This window comes from Clostridium peptidivorans, from assembly GCF_900205925.1.
In the GTDB taxonomy this organism is placed as follows: Bacteria; Bacillota; Clostridia; order Clostridiales; family Clostridiaceae; genus Clostridium_AK; species Clostridium_AK peptidivorans.
Map to the genome: position 1 here is coordinate 1 of NZ_OAOD01000038.1, position 14,683 is coordinate 14,683.

Below are 14,683 nucleotides of genomic sequence, written 5' to 3' on the forward strand. Positions count from 1 at the left end.
TTTTAGATATTATCATCATAAAAGACCGCATAGTTTTTTAGGAGGGCTAACGCCTTTTGAAAGAAGGTATCTATAAAAATTAATCGAACTAGGTGTTGCAACTTTACTTGACCAGGTCAACTTACAATAAAACCTCGACTATGAACAATTAAGTCACAATTAATAGAAATTACTTTATTATCCTGTCCACATATTGTTTTGTTAATTGTTTTTAATTTACCACCAGCATTTCTATTATATTCTACATCGACATGATAATCTCTATATTTAGTTTGTTTTATCAATTCATTCAGATGCAACATCAGTGCTCCACATAATGTTCTCTCAGATACATTTGTTGTAAATAAATAATTATCATTTGTTATTAACATTTTATTTGATTTTTCAAATATATTTATTAATTCATCTAACATCAGTTTACACATCCTTATAATTTAAATATCTATTATTTCGGAATTATTAGGATAATAGATAACTTTTTATAGCATGTTTATAGTATTAAAATTATGTAGGTAACTCTGTAATTATTAACCCTATAACGAACTTTAAATTTTTTCCAACATACTGCAAAAAAACTATACTTTAAACTTTTATGTTAACTAAGAAAGTTCGTTCAACATATCTTAGGTTTAATTTTTAGTACTATTAAATAAATAATATGTAGTTGTGCATCAAGACTTTTGTACATGTAAGTTTTTAATTTAACTCTAAATATTTAATTTTAGATCTTTTTTCAACAATAATTCGGGAATTATTCCTTCTATTAACTTGCTTGACCTTATTACATACCATTTCATAGTTTTCATTTTCAGTTATAATGATTAATATACGATATGGTATACGATTTGTATTTTCGGAATAATTCTTAGTTCGTCCATTAATTTTTTCAAATATATTATTAAGCCAATGATCATTAACATTTTGTTTTAAGTATTTAACTTCAAATATATAATCTTTTTTAAAAAGATGTTTACTAGTAGCAATAATATCATATTGAAACTTCCCAAAATCTATATCAACCCATAAGCTTCGTCATACAGCTGCTACTCTTATGTATAAATATGGTAGAGTAGATATTCGTTCTCTACAGCAAATCCTTGGTCATGAAAGTGTTGCTACAACTGAAATATATACACATATTGATGAGCATCAATTACAATCTGCTGTAAACTCTAATCCATTAGCTATGATTTTCAATTAGGTTTATCCCCCACAATCCAGAGTGTTTTAATTATATTAATAATTAGAATGCATTACTATATTCTCTCAAAAGTTACTTGTTGATTTTTAAAATCTACACTAATAGTTTTGTATCCTGCTTCTATCCATCCAAAAGCAACTGAATGAGTACGTGTATTAGACCAAAATGCTCTATGTTTATACGCTGAATCTGGTAATGTATCCCCTATTTGTTTTTCAATTTCATTAAATGACATAATAATTGTACTTACCGTTTTATTTCTTAAATAGTTTGTCAAACCAATGTATTTATCTCCCTTTGGCATGTTATATCCTCCATTTCTTAGTTTATGCTATACAAATATGGATAACCAGAAGTTAAGTTTATAAAAAAAATCATGCAGTTCATATTCAAGGCATTACTTACCTTAGCTATTCTCTGTTTTATAAAGAAATTATTACTTTGAATCTTATCTTATTATAGTTAAAAAAGCTTATTTATTATTTCCGTATGAATTTTATATATATTTAGAAGGCAGACTATTTATTATGAATTCAAGTCTACTTATTATTCTCTTTTTTTCAGAAGTAGGTAAGGCATTTACTAAGACTCTCTTCTCTTCAATTAAACATCTCTTAATGTAAGTTAATTCATTTAAGTCTTCAAGTATATCTATACTATAAAAATTGCTATCAACAAAATGTTCAATTACCTTTCTAACATCTGGATTATGAAAATATTCTATTGATATACCTATTGTCATTGCAATTGCACTAGCTATACCTTCAAAATCATTCCACATCCCTAGATAATAATCCCTAAACTTATCAAAATCACGATATATAGAGTTATCAATCATAGAATTAGTTTTGATATTTAATACTTCACTGAATGTTCTTTTTGCATCTAAAATATATAGGAATTTACCTGTATTCAAATATGCATTTAATACATAATGAATATGCGGTGTTTTATCTTCTTTCATCCAGTCACCTTTTGTAGTATCAAATGTAAGCAACACTGCATCACTATCTTTTTCTTTCATAAACTTTAATATTTCATGATATATAAAATAATCTCCATATGGGTTATCTGGTTTCTCAATTAAATCACCTCCCCCTGGAAATGCTTCATTGGGATTTTTCTTAATAAATTCTTTCACTTTTGATTTATCTTTAATTTTTTTCGAAAGATTATCAAATTCCTTTCTTAGAAAATCTAATTCAGCTGTATCAAAAGAATCTAATATGTTAAAACTGCTAAATAAATTCAAGTTTTCGTCGTTATATTCAATATCCCCAAAAGATTTCTTATAATCTCCAATTTTCTCTTTTAATAATTCATAGGTTTTTCTTACTTTTTCAATTGTAGCCAGAATTTCTTCTCCTATTTCTTCAAAGTCCTCAAATATACCCTTCTTGCTTTCATAATATCTTTGTATTGAGTTTATTATCTCTTTTTCATAGTCCTTACACAGTTCATCTGATACAAGTTCAAAATATTCATTAAGAACATTTAAACGATTTTTTACAAACTCTTGTTGTACCTGATTCGCTATATATATTCTTTCCTTATTATTCTGAAAAAAAGTCACTATAGATTCCCTTGACTTTAATGAGACTTTATATATTTGTAATAACACGTTTGTATCTAAAAAAGTAGGAATATTGTTTTCCAGCTTGCTTGCTGAATCAAATTTTTGGGAATACTCCTTTAAACAATCTTTATAATCCTTTATACCACACTTATCCAGTTTTGATCCAAAACTTAATTCAGTGTTAATTTTTATTGCCATTTATACCACCTCAAAATAATAATTTTAGCATTCGCTTCAACTGCTGTACTCCCGATGCTCTTAAAATAAATATTCACTTTTTCAACTGCCGATTATATGGATAATGAGAAGTTTGCAATTCAGTAAAGCATGTCCTGTAATAAACATAATAGGCACTTCACCTCTGACACAATATTTTACCTTATCTTTCGATGTCATGAGTATGTTCTTGAATCTGATATGCATCATCGATTTGACTTATCTTTTCAACAGTCTTTTTTCTAACTTCATCAGTATCAAATCCCATCAAAATCAACAAGTGATATTCCAAAAGTGCTAAAAGATTACAATTTACCCAAGGAAGTTCTACTTTTGTAAAAGCTTTATCAAGCTTTGCTGGATTATAGTGTGTATAATAATTCCGTGTATCTACAACTTTACGTATGTATTGAACTGGCAAGCATCTATTTGGCCAGAATGGTAATGCTCCATTTGCAAAAACTAAATCAGCAAGTCGGCTCCTTAAGTAAATGCTGTGGGTATTTTTCTTTTGTCCGTCATCAAGCAAGAAATTTTTCCAATGTTCTATATTACTGTTTCCGTTACAGAACGAATCAACCAATTTATCCACCCTATCTGAATATGCCTTAGCATCGTCGATGATAAAACGAGCATGATATGTTTCCAAAGCTTGCGTGAGATTTAAGAACAACATTTCAGGAGTTCCGGCAGTATGAGAAAAAGCTGTAAAATACAAATCCAAAACCGGTTTAAGCATAGAATAATTTTCGTGCCATCTGATGAAAGTATTGCTTCCTTTTATATTGCTCAATGTGTACAAACAATCGTATTGCTTCATGTTTCGTGTATGTTCTATTTTTCCAGTTCCGAAAACCATATCAACCGGTCTATATACCTTTTCTGAAATCACATCAGCCTTGGGTAATTCAATATAAATTGATGAATGACAGTATTGAGCATTATCAATCTCTACTTTTTGATTAACGCCTAGGCCAATTAAGTATTGAATACTTAACGCATCCTCCATGACCGATTCCCATGGGGTAGCATTCTTATATGTAAACTCAATCGAAATATGTTGCTTGGCTTTAATCTCTTTTTCGAACATATCTCCGCCTATGCTTCCTTGGCTGGGCGAAAACGTTATTTCAAGATTTTCACTTAGTTTAAATTTAACGGGTTCTTTGTGAACCCATATTAGATTAGAGCCCCCATCCTCGGCAAATTCCCATTTGTAATTACACAAGTCGGACCAAGCAATGATATCTCCAAAATCGAATATTGCTTTAGTAAATCTTATTTCTTCGATAGAGTTTACAGCCAGCCCCAAAAAAGCGTATTTAGCATATATGATTTGCTGCGTATATTGCATTACATGAGCATGTTCTTTACCAGTGAAACAATCATATAGAAGAATTTTTGCACCAGAGAAAAGTGTTCCACAGATATATGGAATTTTCCCTTTATATGGTGGCCGTGGAAACGGAATCCCTTCACTTGCAGGAAGAAGTATTTCGAGCGCAATTACACGATTATCATAGTTTATATGAAGTTCTCCCTGATATAGTATTTCCTTCTCGAAAATCCTCCATGTACCACCATATTTGTTAATATTTGCCACTTGTTTCATCTCCTGATATACTTTTTATTCATTTGTTCTTCTCTTAAAATAACATATTTAGTAAGTATCCATATCTGCACGTAGAGCAGAAAAGTATTTATTTCCAATTATTGCTATAATATCACCTTTATCAAACTTCTCATTATTAGCCTAATAGGTATATCTGTGATTTAGAGTGGAGTTGTTATCAAATTTATATAATGTTTCGTACTCAAGACATTCCTGGCTCTAGCTAGACTAGACTTGATGTAAAAAATTGCTTTAGCTTCTCCGAAGCCTTGCCATCTTGTTGCCAAAGCGAACTTGAGTAATTTGTTATTTTAAGGTAACTATATATTACTTACGCTCTTTAATCTGTTTTCTATCATACCTAGTCCCGGCAACAATACTCCAGATTTCGCATCTAAAGTATCTATTTCTCCCACAAGAAAATTAATATTTAAATACCTATATTTGTCTCTCAATTCCTTAATAGCTTCATTACTACTAATAATTGATATAACAATAATACTTTCAGGATTACATAATTCACTTATTTTCTTTAAAATAGATTTTGCAGTGCATCCTGTCGCTAATACAGATTTACAGAATACAATCGTTTTTACATCTCCTATGTTTTTGGGAAGTTCAGCACTAACTACGCTAGCTTCCCATCCATTTTCTGCTCTATCTACATTCAACATTGCATATTTTTGTACTTCATAAAAATCTCCAATAGTTTTGGCGAAGATTTCGTTATCCTCAAATGTTGAGACAAATAACAAGTTATTATCTACACATCTTGTACCTGTGTATTCTTTATTCAAAGGTGTAACTATATTAAATTCCTCAAATTTGATACAGCTGGCTAGTTCAAGTGCAAATATGCTTCCTAAATTCTTATATATCTTCTTTAATTCTTCGCCACAATACGATTTATCTCTAAATTTTGTAATCAGACTTTGGAATGGTTCCTGTTTCTTTATAAATGTAACATTCTTAATTTTAATCACCTCATAATTTCATTTATAATTTTATTTATTGTGTCTTGAAAATCACTAGTTTCATACTGACTTTTTTGAACCGAAACAATTTTGGTAATTCCATCTTTATATAAAATAATATAAGAGCTCTTATCTTCTGTAACCTCTATATATTTGTAACCTAACTTTTGTGAAAGAGTTTGTCTTATTTTTTCAATTGGTGACATTCTACTACTTAGTACATAGTTTTCAATATATTTATAATCTTCCTCTGCTAATTTTTGTTTTACAATTGATTTAATAATGGTTTCATTAAAATCAAACCTAATATAGTTTTTTGACAGGATACTCTTAAAGTTTTCTTTGTTATATGTCAACCAATACTTAGTTTCAGATGAAAAATAATCATAATATATATCCAATTCGGATTGACTCAGGTTTGGAAAATTATATTGTATATTGAGTATGCCATTTTCATAGTATAAACCGCTTATGTAATAATGCTTCCACCAATGTAGTCTTGAACCTTCTTGTATATTTATATGTTTTAACCTCTCAATATCAACTCTTCTACTGTCAGCATCTAAAGCATCTCCTAACGCTATTAGACAGGCTAATAAATTTAGCCTTATTCTTGTACCATGAAATATATAATCATTATAGTTACTCATGTTTTTCTTCAAATCAATATTATGACTTTCTGAAATCAAAGCTACCAACTCGCCTAATTCACTATCCCCAAAGTAAACTTTTCTAAAGTCCGTGTTTCCAATAATGCTCTCTATAATCCAAATCTTTGAAATGCTATGATGATGATTTCTAATGAAGTTAAGTTTTAATTCCTCATCTGATTTTTCCTCATCTTTCACCTTTATCTCGTATTTTTCTAGAAGCTCGAATCTTTCAAATTGCATCCCTATATCATGAAGATATACTGAGCTTATTAAAATAAATAACTCATGCTTGTTTAACCTTTCGTCACTCACCATCAATTCAGACATAATTTGGCTTAGGTGTTCTAATATTCTTAAAGAATGTTCAATACTGTGGTCTGTATAATTTAAATGCAATTTGTTTATTAGGATAGTTGCAACTTCTTGTTTGATTTTTTCAGTTTCTATAAACAATGATTTATCATACTCTAACAAATACTCTAATAAATTCAATTTATTCATCTCCTTGTATATCATATAATTTCAGATAACTGCGGTACTCATGATATTTTTGAAATAAGTGCTCACTTTTTCAACTTCCCATTATAGACATTGTCTTCCGCTATTTTCTTGCAATGTTGTTATTATCTGTATCTCCACCATACTTCTCAACCTTTACAGCCCCAAAACATCTGACTTTTAATAGTTTCTCATTTATTTTAGGTTTACTTTGTATTAGTTCCTCTAATTCCCTATTATTGACTATGAGATAAGGCTTTACATAGCTTTTTTATTAAAGACATATTAAGTTGCACTCCTTATAATTATTAATGCATTTCCAAGGCATGCATCTACATAAGCTATCACAGTGTTGCTATATATCTAAAAAAACATCTCCATCACCTCAAACCCCTGGTTTTCTGCAATTTGATATAATGGGGAAATACATTGCTTTAGTTTCTCATTAAAAGCTCCCTTAGGTTTATACTTTAAATACTTATGAAAACTTTCTATTTTTAAAGTATCAATATACCCTTCTAAATCTCTATCTTTACCTTTTTGAGCAAGCTATGTTACTCCTTTATACTGTACATCACAAAAGTCATTGATGTATGTATCATATTTAAGTAACTTATCACTTTTAGAAGCATTTATATTATTAAAAGTAGGTACAAGGTTCCACATCTCATCGTGCATCGCAAAGCTTCATGGAATGAAATGGCCAATACTAAGCACCCCATGGCTCTCATAATTTTCTTCTATCTCCTTTCTGTTACTCTTAATAATATAAATTCGAACTAAAAATTTATACCATCTATTACATTTTACCACAAAATTTGCCTATATGTGCTAATATTATGCAATTTATACAGTAATTTTACATAAAAAAGATTGCTTAAGTATCTTATTAAAATACTTTAAGCAACCCTTAATTTTTTCATCTATATAATTCTTAACTTATCACATACCTGATACTTGGCATCTAATTTTCTATCAAAGTATCCACTAATTCCTTTTGCCTTTCTTCTAAAATCTCTGGTGTCCATGCATCGTTTTGTTGTAAAAATATTTTATTGGCATGGAAAGCATCCACCCTTTGTTTTAAATACTTAGTCTTTTTATCTATAAAATCTAAGTTGCTAAGCTTGCTGTTTTTAATTTGACTTATTAAAACTAAATTAGCAATTCTATGAGTCCACTTCTCTCTTTCTTCCTTAGAAAAATCTTTTATCCATTGGCTATTATCACCTGGGTTTTGAGGAAGTACATGTTCTACACTAATTCTTTTGTATCCAGATAAGTGAACAGTATTATCTCCCATTAAATATTCTAACTTTAATAATAAGTATTTAGCAAACCTAGTTTTGTATACTTCTCCTTCAATGTTATATCTAAAAAGATTTGTATCTATAGAAAAAAGATCTTGATTTTGTAAAAATTCATCTAAATGATTTTCATCTGTTTGCTCAATAACTCTTGTAATTCTATTCATAGCTTCAAGCCTTTTAGTAGAATTATATTTGCATATCCAATCCCCTGCAAATTTATATTCTAGCTTTCTTAAAAACTCCACCAGCTTTTTATCCTTAAATTTGCTATAATAAAAAAGCAGTGAAGGTATCCAATCTTCTGATGGAAGACCTAGCTTCATTATGGTTATAAGATTTTTATATTCATTACTTAAATTAGTGTCCTGCAGCTCTATGATATCGTCATATATGCTGTCATACTTCATAATAATAGCTAGGGTCTCCTTTCCCTTCTCTAATTTTCCGCTATCATATATATTAGCTTCATATTCTTCTAAAAGATTTGCTCTTGCTTTCCTTTTAACTAAAATAGCTCTTATAAATTCAAGAAATCTTTCAAAGTACTGTCCATATTTACTCTCTAGTTCTTCCCAAGTTTTAGAATATTTTTTTATCTCTTTTTCTTCTTTCAAAGCTCCTATATTTATGGATTTTAATATATCTGAAGCTGTTAATGGTACGCCTCTATTATTTAGTATTGTGAAGAGTCTAAAAGCATCTTCAGTGTTATCTGTTGAAACATATATGAATACTGCATTGTTTAATAAAAATCCAGCGAAGCCTTCTAAATCATCTTTACAATTTAAAAATTCTCTTATAACCATTACTGCATTAGACATATTTGATATAGATATATTATCTGTATTTTTTAATTCTTCTAGTTTATCACTATTTAATGTACCTTGATCTTTTATTATGTAATTTGATATAAAATCTTCTACTTCATCTCTTATATAGTATACGATTCTTTGTCTTGAAGGAACCTTCCTTAATTTATTTTCCTTTTGATATATCATAGCTTGAAGAGTATCTTTATACTCCTTATCATCTAATAAATCCCTTAAAACAGCTATTATCATAAAAAAGGTTGTAAGTCGCTGTTGTCCATCTAAAACTTCATATTCAGCGTATTCATTATTTTTCGTTCTCTTTAATACAAGTGAGCCTAAGAAATACTCTGTATCTGGTTTATTTGAATAAGCAAAGTATAAATCATCTAAAAGTTCACTTACATTATCGCTTTGCCAAACATAAGGTCTTTGATATTCCGGTACCACAAACCAAAAATCCTCTGAAAATATCTTTTGAAGTAATTTTTTATCTGAATCTATTTTTCCGTTAGCCATTGCCTTTCCTCCACTTTGTTAATCTATTTTTTGCATCTTCCATGCTAAATCTCCTGAATTAATAATATGTCTATAATAATTATATACTGTGAAATAGAAATTTAAAACATATTATATTATTATTTAAAGCTTAATGGTAACTAGTTATTCTCTATCCTCTATATCTTTTTATGCTCCAAAAGAATATATCTATCACTTTTCTTTTTTATCAAAACTTTGTAACTTTCAATCTTATCAGCAGATTTTTTATTTTTTCACTCCGTATTTATGATATGGTTCATCATATCTAATTTTAATCTTCACTTACTATTCACATACCTTTTTTAGTTATGCCAACTTCCCATTATTAGCCTAATGCTAAGCTGACTTTATCAAATATATATGTACAAAATTTTAACTAACAAGATTAACTTCTTTTAATAATATCCATAACCTAGTTTTAAACTCTGAACCAAAAATAAGTTGTTCTGCTGTCTCGCTGGTTCTTCTACGATCGTCAACAGAATAATAAATAAAATCATAAAAAAATCCGTTATTATTTTGTTGATTACATCTAGCATAGAATACAAGTTCATTAAAAAACAGCTAGCAAATCTCACTTGATTTCACTAGCTATTTTCTAATATATTCTTTGCCCATGCTGGAATTTTTTTATCTTTCCATAAAATATATTTATTTTAATCTTATTTTTAAATCCAAATTTTCATCATAACTTTTTTTAAACTAAAAAAGCTATAAAAATCATATAAACTTTTATAGCTTCCAAATTTATTCTAAAGTATCTTCTATTTCTTCTATTGTTGGTAATGTTCCTTTTAATTCCTCTGGTATTTTTTCTAATAATTTATATTCACTTACACCTATTGGTTTTGTTATATCTTTAAGTGAATACTCTGCTACAAGTCTATTTTTTTCCTTGCATAATATTATACCTATTGATGGATTATCCATTTCAGTTTTTAATATATCATCTACAGCTGAAAGATAGAAGTTTAACTTTCCTGCATACTCTGGCTTAAATTTACCAGTTTTTAATTCTATTACAACATAACATCTTAATTTTAGATTATAAAATAATAAATCTAAATAGTAATCATCATTGCCTACTTGCAATTTATATTGATTTCCTATAAAAGCAAACCCTGATCCTAATTCTAACAGCAGTTTAGTAACCTTTTTTACTAATTGATTTTCTATATCTCTTTCATTCATATCTTCTGTCATTGTAATAAAATCGAATATATATGGATCTTTTAAAGTTTCTACAGCAAGCTTATTATTAGGTGCCTCTAACTTCTCCATAAAATTTGTTGTCTTTATCTCATTATTCTGCCTCTGGAATAGATTGCTTTCAATTTGATGTACCAAAGTATTTCTACTCCATCCATTTTCTATTGTCTTATTAATATACCAAATTCTTTTATCTATATCTTTTACCCTATCCATTAGCACCACATTATGTGACCATGGAATTTGTGCAACCACTTGTTGCACAAATTTAATATCCTTATATTCCTCTGCAAATTTTCTCATATATTTTAAATTTCTAGTTGAAAAGCCTTTTTGATCTGGGAACTCATCTTTTATTTCTTTTGCTATATTATCAATTACTTTTGCTCCCCAGCCTTCTTTATCTTGATAATTTAATATTACGCTGCCTATGTTCCAATATAATATTAATAATTCCTTATTTACAGCTAATAATGCTTTTTGTCTTGAATTCTTTATTTGAATTTTTATACCACTTATTAACGATTTATATTCATTAGACTTTTCTATACTCATACTAATCTAAACCATCCTTTAAAAATTTTATACAATTTACCTACAAAAATTATAACATAAATCAAAGTATTACGTCTTCAACTCTAGCTACATCTTTTTATATTCCAAAAGAATATATGCTAATATTATGTAATTTATATAGTAATTTTACACACAAAAACAGCTAGCAAACCTCATTTGATTTTACTAGCTATTATATAATATATACTTTCCCATACTGGGATTTTTTTATCTTTTCATAAAACATATTTATTCTAAAGTATCTTCTATTTCCTCTATTGTTGGTAATGTTCCTCTTAATCCCCCTGGTATTTTTTTTAATAATTTACATTGACTTACATCTATTGGTTTTGTTATATCTTTAAAATAAATATTACATACTACAGTTATTTTAATAGTTTAGATCATGATTAACAACTCACTTGCCACTTGCCATGTGGGTGGCACTAATTTACTTTAATTTTTCTTTTATCATTCTTATACCTTCAACAAATTCATTCTTCCCACCTTGTGCAGGATGTCTCACTTTATCGCAGCTAATACCTAGTTTATTGAGGCTTTCCTCTGCTTTATTCCCCATGGCAACTACCTTCTCAATATTAAACATTTCAATCATTTGAAGCAGTGGCTTCTCACCTATTAATAGTTCCTTTTTTAAAGGTGTTCTATTGCTTTCCCCATTGCCCTTTTTATGGGGGTGAAATGGAAACGCATTCCAAGATAGCACCATCATGTCATATTCTACAAGAGTGTTCCATATTATTGTGGCAGTGGCCTCTTTAAGAAGCTTGTCCTTTTATAAAGCCAACCTATATCCATTTTCCCTGCCAAATATCTCTAGCCCACTTATATTATTCATAAGCAAATGCTCACTAGTAAAAGGTACACCAGTAAGACGGCATCCTCTATATCCTGGTGCTTCTCCCACAAGTATTATTTTAGGCTTTAATTTATACATCTGCTTTAAATAAATCATCAAATTCTCTCTTCTTATAAAGTTTTCCTCCTGTTCATAGGAGTATTGATTATATACATTGGGCATGGTCTCTATTAGCGCTAGTTCTTCCACAAATGTTTCTATATTTTTTATCATTTAACCACTCCCCCTTCCCTTTATATTTTAATGTTTTAACTTTAATAACCAATAAAATAAGCATGTGTCATAAAACTCATGCCTATCTCCTTATTTTCTATTTTATATAGAAGTTCTTTTTATTCTACAAATCAACTTGCCACTTGCCATGTGGGTGGCACTATTTTATGTTGGGAAAACTCGTAACTGTACAGATACCCCATTTGGATCATAAACATAAAAGTAACGAGTTTCATCTCCAGGATTTTGTATAGGAGAAGGGTTAAGCCCTCTGTCCTGAACAAGCTTATGCATTTCATCAAGTTTATCCGTCTCAAAGCAAATGAACATACCCTTGCCTTCAAACTTTTGACCTTGCGGCCTGTATAGAAGTTCAATTTCAGTTTCTCCGCTGCCATTTGTTAAAAATACAACTTCTGCATCTCCTGCTTTAAAGCGGCGGGAAATAGTAAGTTCTGTAATTGTCTCATAAAATTCGATAGATTCTTCTAAGTTGTTCACATTTAAAGTTATATGTTTAATGTGCATAGTATATCTCCTCTTCTATTGTAATTTAAATAATTATCACACAATAAGATATATAATTCAATGGTTGCTAATTGCCCCAAATTCATAACCAAAGAATGGTTTTGGTGCTGAGGCACTTACTACTTTAAAAAGATAAATGAAAACAATCTAGATTCTTTATCATTCCTTCTATATGAATAGGTTTCATATTCTTTGTTACAAAAGGTACAAATATTCACATCATGAATATTGTCTTCCAAGACTCCTTTATATTTTAATTGTTGTATAATGCACTTCTTCAAGTTAAGCTTTCTTCCATCATGAAAATCTATATCTTTATACATGCTATTATTCTTAAAGAGCTCTATTACTTCTTCACTTACCTCATAACAACACCCGCCAATATGGGGTCCAATACACACAACTAAGTCCTCAGTTTTTGCCCCATAGTTTTTAATTAGCTTATCTATAGTTTTAGCAACAATACTCATTTCAGTTCCCTTCCATCCACTGTGTACTGCCGCAATTACATTATTCATTTTATCATACATCAAAATTGGAACACAATCTGCAGTAAAAATTCCTACTGCAATATTCTTTTCTTTTGTAATTATTGAATCTCCTTCATGAATTTTACCATCATAAACATATATATAATCACTATGCGTTTGATTAAGATATCCAACTTCTTTTAATTCAAACCATTCTTTTAAATTTTCTAAGTTATTAATACCCTCTTTAGAATTTTTACTTAAATTAAGATTGTTCTTTGCTGTAGAAAAAACAAACTCTGCATTTGAATTTGAATAATTAATAAACTCATATCCATCTTTATTTAAAATCTTCATTGTGCCCTCCATAAAATATTTTTGTTATATTTCATTAATTCCTTCATGTAATTATATCAAAATAAAAAGTCTCTGAAAAACAAATAAGGAACAGATGTATAAATGAAATTACCTTTTAAAAGTTGATTTGATCAATATGATTACTTAGTTTTATTTTTAAAAAAGCACATTAAAAAGCACAGAGCCTTAGCCCTGCACCTTATATCTGTTACTACCTTATTCCTTTTCTAATTTTCCTCTATAGTCAATGGTTCCACCAGATACATTTATCACCTTAAAGCCCTTTAGCATAAGTTCGCTGCAAGTAAAACTGCTTTTTCTCCCAGATCGACAAATTATATGATACTCTTTATCCTTATTCAAATATTCATCTGGATCTCTTAGTATTTCATACATTGGAATGTTCTTAGCCGTTGGCAAATGCCCCTCTTCATATTGGTCAGATTCTCTTATATCTATTAAGCTTATTTTCCCTAGTGACTCTTCTAAATCATTGACATCTACTGATTTTACTCTATCTTCCCTAAAAAATGAAGGCATGTTATCATCTCCCTAATAGTTAATAACTCAATTTATCTTAAGTATGTCCTTTTTATTCAATTAATATAATTTTAATAAAAAATAAGCATAGCCTCTAAAAGCCATGCTTTATTAAAGTACCACTTGCCACTTGCCATGTGGGTGGCACTATATTGAGCAAGCATAAATAAAAAAGCACGGCTTTAACCCTGCAATCTTTATTTATTGAAAACATTTTTATTTTTATATTCTTCTTATTTACTAAATTTATAATTTATAAGCCTATCTTGTTATTTCTTTTGACGTTTTGATACTTTCTTACTAGCTGCTTTCTTTTCTTTTTCTAACTTTTCCTTTTCTTGTCTTGCGGAAAAATCTTCAGCATTAACAAAATTCGACGAAATTATATTGTTTGGATCAAATTCAAGTACTTTTTTATATATGTTATATGCACCTTCACGATCCCCTTTAACCAATAAACACTTTGCTATTCTTGTGTATGCTGCATTGCTATTGGATTTTTTGCTTATGATCTTTTTATTTACATTAATAGTAGTATCATC

At 29.1% G+C, this 14,683-nt stretch carries 14 protein-coding genes and 3 pseudogenes; 1 reads left to right on the forward strand and 16 read right to left on the reverse strand.

Features of this window, described 5'->3' with window-relative positions; genetic code table 11:
- Window positions 1-116: 116 nt before the first annotated feature.
- The gene (locus CRN98_RS16825) at window positions 117-425 is read right to left on the reverse strand and encodes a hypothetical protein (RefSeq protein ID WP_143331314.1); all 309 of its coding nucleotides are present in this window, start codon (window positions 423-425) and stop codon (window positions 117-119) included.
- A gap of 578 nt (window positions 426-1,003) precedes the next feature.
- Here CRN98_RS16825 and CRN98_RS16830 point away from each other — a divergent pair.
- A pseudogene (locus CRN98_RS16830) lies at window positions 1,004-1,201 on the forward strand (tyrosine-type recombinase/integrase); the annotation flags it as partial.
- Between the two features lie 55 nt (window positions 1,202-1,256).
- On the opposite strand, the gene CRN98_RS16835 reads toward CRN98_RS16830, so the two are convergent.
- The 15 genes and pseudogenes from CRN98_RS16835 to CRN98_RS17825 all read right to left on the reverse strand — a co-directional run.
- Window positions 1,257-1,505, reverse strand: a complete 249-nt coding sequence (locus tag CRN98_RS16835) for a DUF7662 domain-containing protein (protein ID WP_097028573.1) — start codon at window positions 1,503-1,505, stop codon at window positions 1,257-1,259.
- A gap of 192 nt (window positions 1,506-1,697) precedes the next feature.
- Window positions 1,698-2,975, reverse strand: a complete 1,278-nt coding sequence (locus tag CRN98_RS16840; protein WP_097028574.1) for a PIN-like domain-containing protein — start codon at window positions 2,973-2,975, stop codon at window positions 1,698-1,700.
- Window positions 2,976-3,156: 181 nt separating this feature from the next.
- Entirely contained in the window at window positions 3,157-4,596 is a 1,440-nt protein-coding gene (locus CRN98_RS16845) for an ApeA N-terminal domain 1-containing protein (protein WP_097028575.1), read from the reverse strand.
- A 329-nt stretch (window positions 4,597-4,925) separates the two neighbouring features.
- Complete coding sequence (locus tag CRN98_RS16850; RefSeq protein ID WP_097028576.1) at window positions 4,926-5,588, reverse strand: uracil phosphoribosyltransferase; 663 nt, start codon at window positions 5,586-5,588, stop codon at window positions 4,926-4,928.
- Window positions 5,585-6,724: an HD domain-containing protein gene (locus CRN98_RS16855; RefSeq protein ID WP_097028577.1), complete on the reverse strand. Its 1,140-nt coding sequence runs from the start codon at window positions 6,722-6,724 to the stop codon at window positions 5,585-5,587. The genes CRN98_RS16850 and CRN98_RS16855 overlap by 4 nt, the downstream gene beginning before the upstream one ends.
- A 109-nt stretch (window positions 6,725-6,833) precedes the next feature.
- Window positions 6,834-6,980, reverse strand: a pseudogene (locus CRN98_RS18210) (hypothetical protein); the annotation flags it as partial.
- Window positions 6,981-7,093: 113 nt separating this feature from the next.
- Window positions 7,094-7,474 (reverse strand): annotated as a pseudogene (locus CRN98_RS18215) (HNH endonuclease domain-containing protein); the annotation flags it as partial.
- Between the two features lie 220 nt (window positions 7,475-7,694).
- Window positions 7,695-9,368, reverse strand: a complete 1,674-nt coding sequence (locus CRN98_RS16870; protein ID WP_097028578.1) for a DUF262 domain-containing protein — start codon at window positions 9,366-9,368, stop codon at window positions 7,695-7,697.
- A gap of 768 nt (window positions 9,369-10,136) precedes the next feature.
- Window positions 10,137-11,153 carry a PDDEXK nuclease domain-containing protein gene (locus CRN98_RS16875; RefSeq protein WP_097028579.1) on the reverse strand — a complete coding sequence of 339 codons (1,017 nt, stop codon included), beginning with the start codon at window positions 11,151-11,153 and terminating at the stop codon, window positions 10,137-10,139.
- A gap of 451 nt (window positions 11,154-11,604) precedes the next feature.
- Entirely contained in the window at window positions 11,605-11,886 is a 282-nt protein-coding gene (locus CRN98_RS17885; protein ID WP_207653605.1) for a uracil-DNA glycosylase, read from the reverse strand.
- A 63-nt stretch (window positions 11,887-11,949) separates the two neighbouring features.
- A complete protein-coding gene (locus tag CRN98_RS17890; RefSeq protein ID WP_207653606.1) occupies window positions 11,950-12,246 on the reverse strand; it encodes a uracil-DNA glycosylase family protein in 297 nt (98 codons plus the stop codon).
- A 165-nt stretch (window positions 12,247-12,411) separates the two neighbouring features.
- Entirely contained in the window at window positions 12,412-12,774 is a 363-nt protein-coding gene (locus CRN98_RS16885) for a VOC family protein (protein WP_097028580.1), read from the reverse strand.
- 119 nt (window positions 12,775-12,893) lie between these two features.
- Window positions 12,894-13,601, reverse strand: coding sequence for a peptidoglycan editing factor PgeF (pgeF, locus tag CRN98_RS16890; protein ID WP_097028581.1), 708 nt, complete (start codon window positions 13,599-13,601; stop codon window positions 12,894-12,896).
- A 216-nt stretch (window positions 13,602-13,817) separates the two neighbouring features.
- A complete protein-coding gene (locus CRN98_RS16895; RefSeq protein WP_097028582.1) occupies window positions 13,818-14,141 on the reverse strand; it encodes a rhodanese-like domain-containing protein in 324 nt (107 codons plus the stop codon).
- A gap of 269 nt (window positions 14,142-14,410) precedes the next feature.
- Window positions 14,411-14,683 (reverse strand): tetratricopeptide repeat protein (locus CRN98_RS17825; protein WP_179632224.1); only part of this gene is annotated, 273 nt, incomplete at its 5' end.

What these genes read in the sequence shown, in the direction of transcription:
- CRN98_RS16825 (WP_143331314.1), bottom strand. Translation starts at nt 425, where the DNA reads ATGTGTAAACTGATGTTAGATGAATTAATAAATATATTTGAAAAATCA.
- CRN98_RS16835 (WP_097028573.1), bottom strand. Translation starts at nt 1,505, where the DNA reads ATGCCAAAGGGAGATAAATACATTGGTTTGACAAACTATTTAAGAAAT.
- CRN98_RS16840 (WP_097028574.1), bottom strand. Translation starts at nt 2,975, where the DNA reads ATGGCAATAAAAATTAACACTGAATTAAGTTTTGGATCAAAACTGGAT.
- CRN98_RS16870 (WP_097028578.1), bottom strand. Translation starts at nt 9,368, where the DNA reads ATGGCTAACGGAAAAATAGATTCAGATAAAAAATTACTTCAAAAGATA.
- CRN98_RS16875 (WP_097028579.1), bottom strand. Translation starts at nt 11,153, where the DNA reads ATGAGTATAGAAAAGTCTAATGAATATAAATCGTTAATAAGTGGTATA.
- CRN98_RS17885 (WP_207653605.1), bottom strand. Translation starts at nt 11,886, where the DNA reads ATGATGGTGCTATCTTGGAATGCGTTTCCATTTCACCCCCATAAAAAG.
- CRN98_RS17890 (WP_207653606.1), bottom strand. Translation starts at nt 12,246, where the DNA reads ATGATAAAAAATATAGAAACATTTGTGGAAGAACTAGCGCTAATAGAG.
- CRN98_RS16885 (WP_097028580.1), bottom strand. Translation starts at nt 12,774, where the DNA reads ATGCACATTAAACATATAACTTTAAATGTGAACAACTTAGAAGAATCT.
- pgeF (WP_097028581.1), bottom strand. Translation starts at nt 13,601, where the DNA reads ATGAAGATTTTAAATAAAGATGGATATGAGTTTATTAATTATTCAAAT.
- CRN98_RS16895 (WP_097028582.1), bottom strand. Translation starts at nt 14,141, where the DNA reads ATGCCTTCATTTTTTAGGGAAGATAGAGTAAAATCAGTAGATGTCAAT.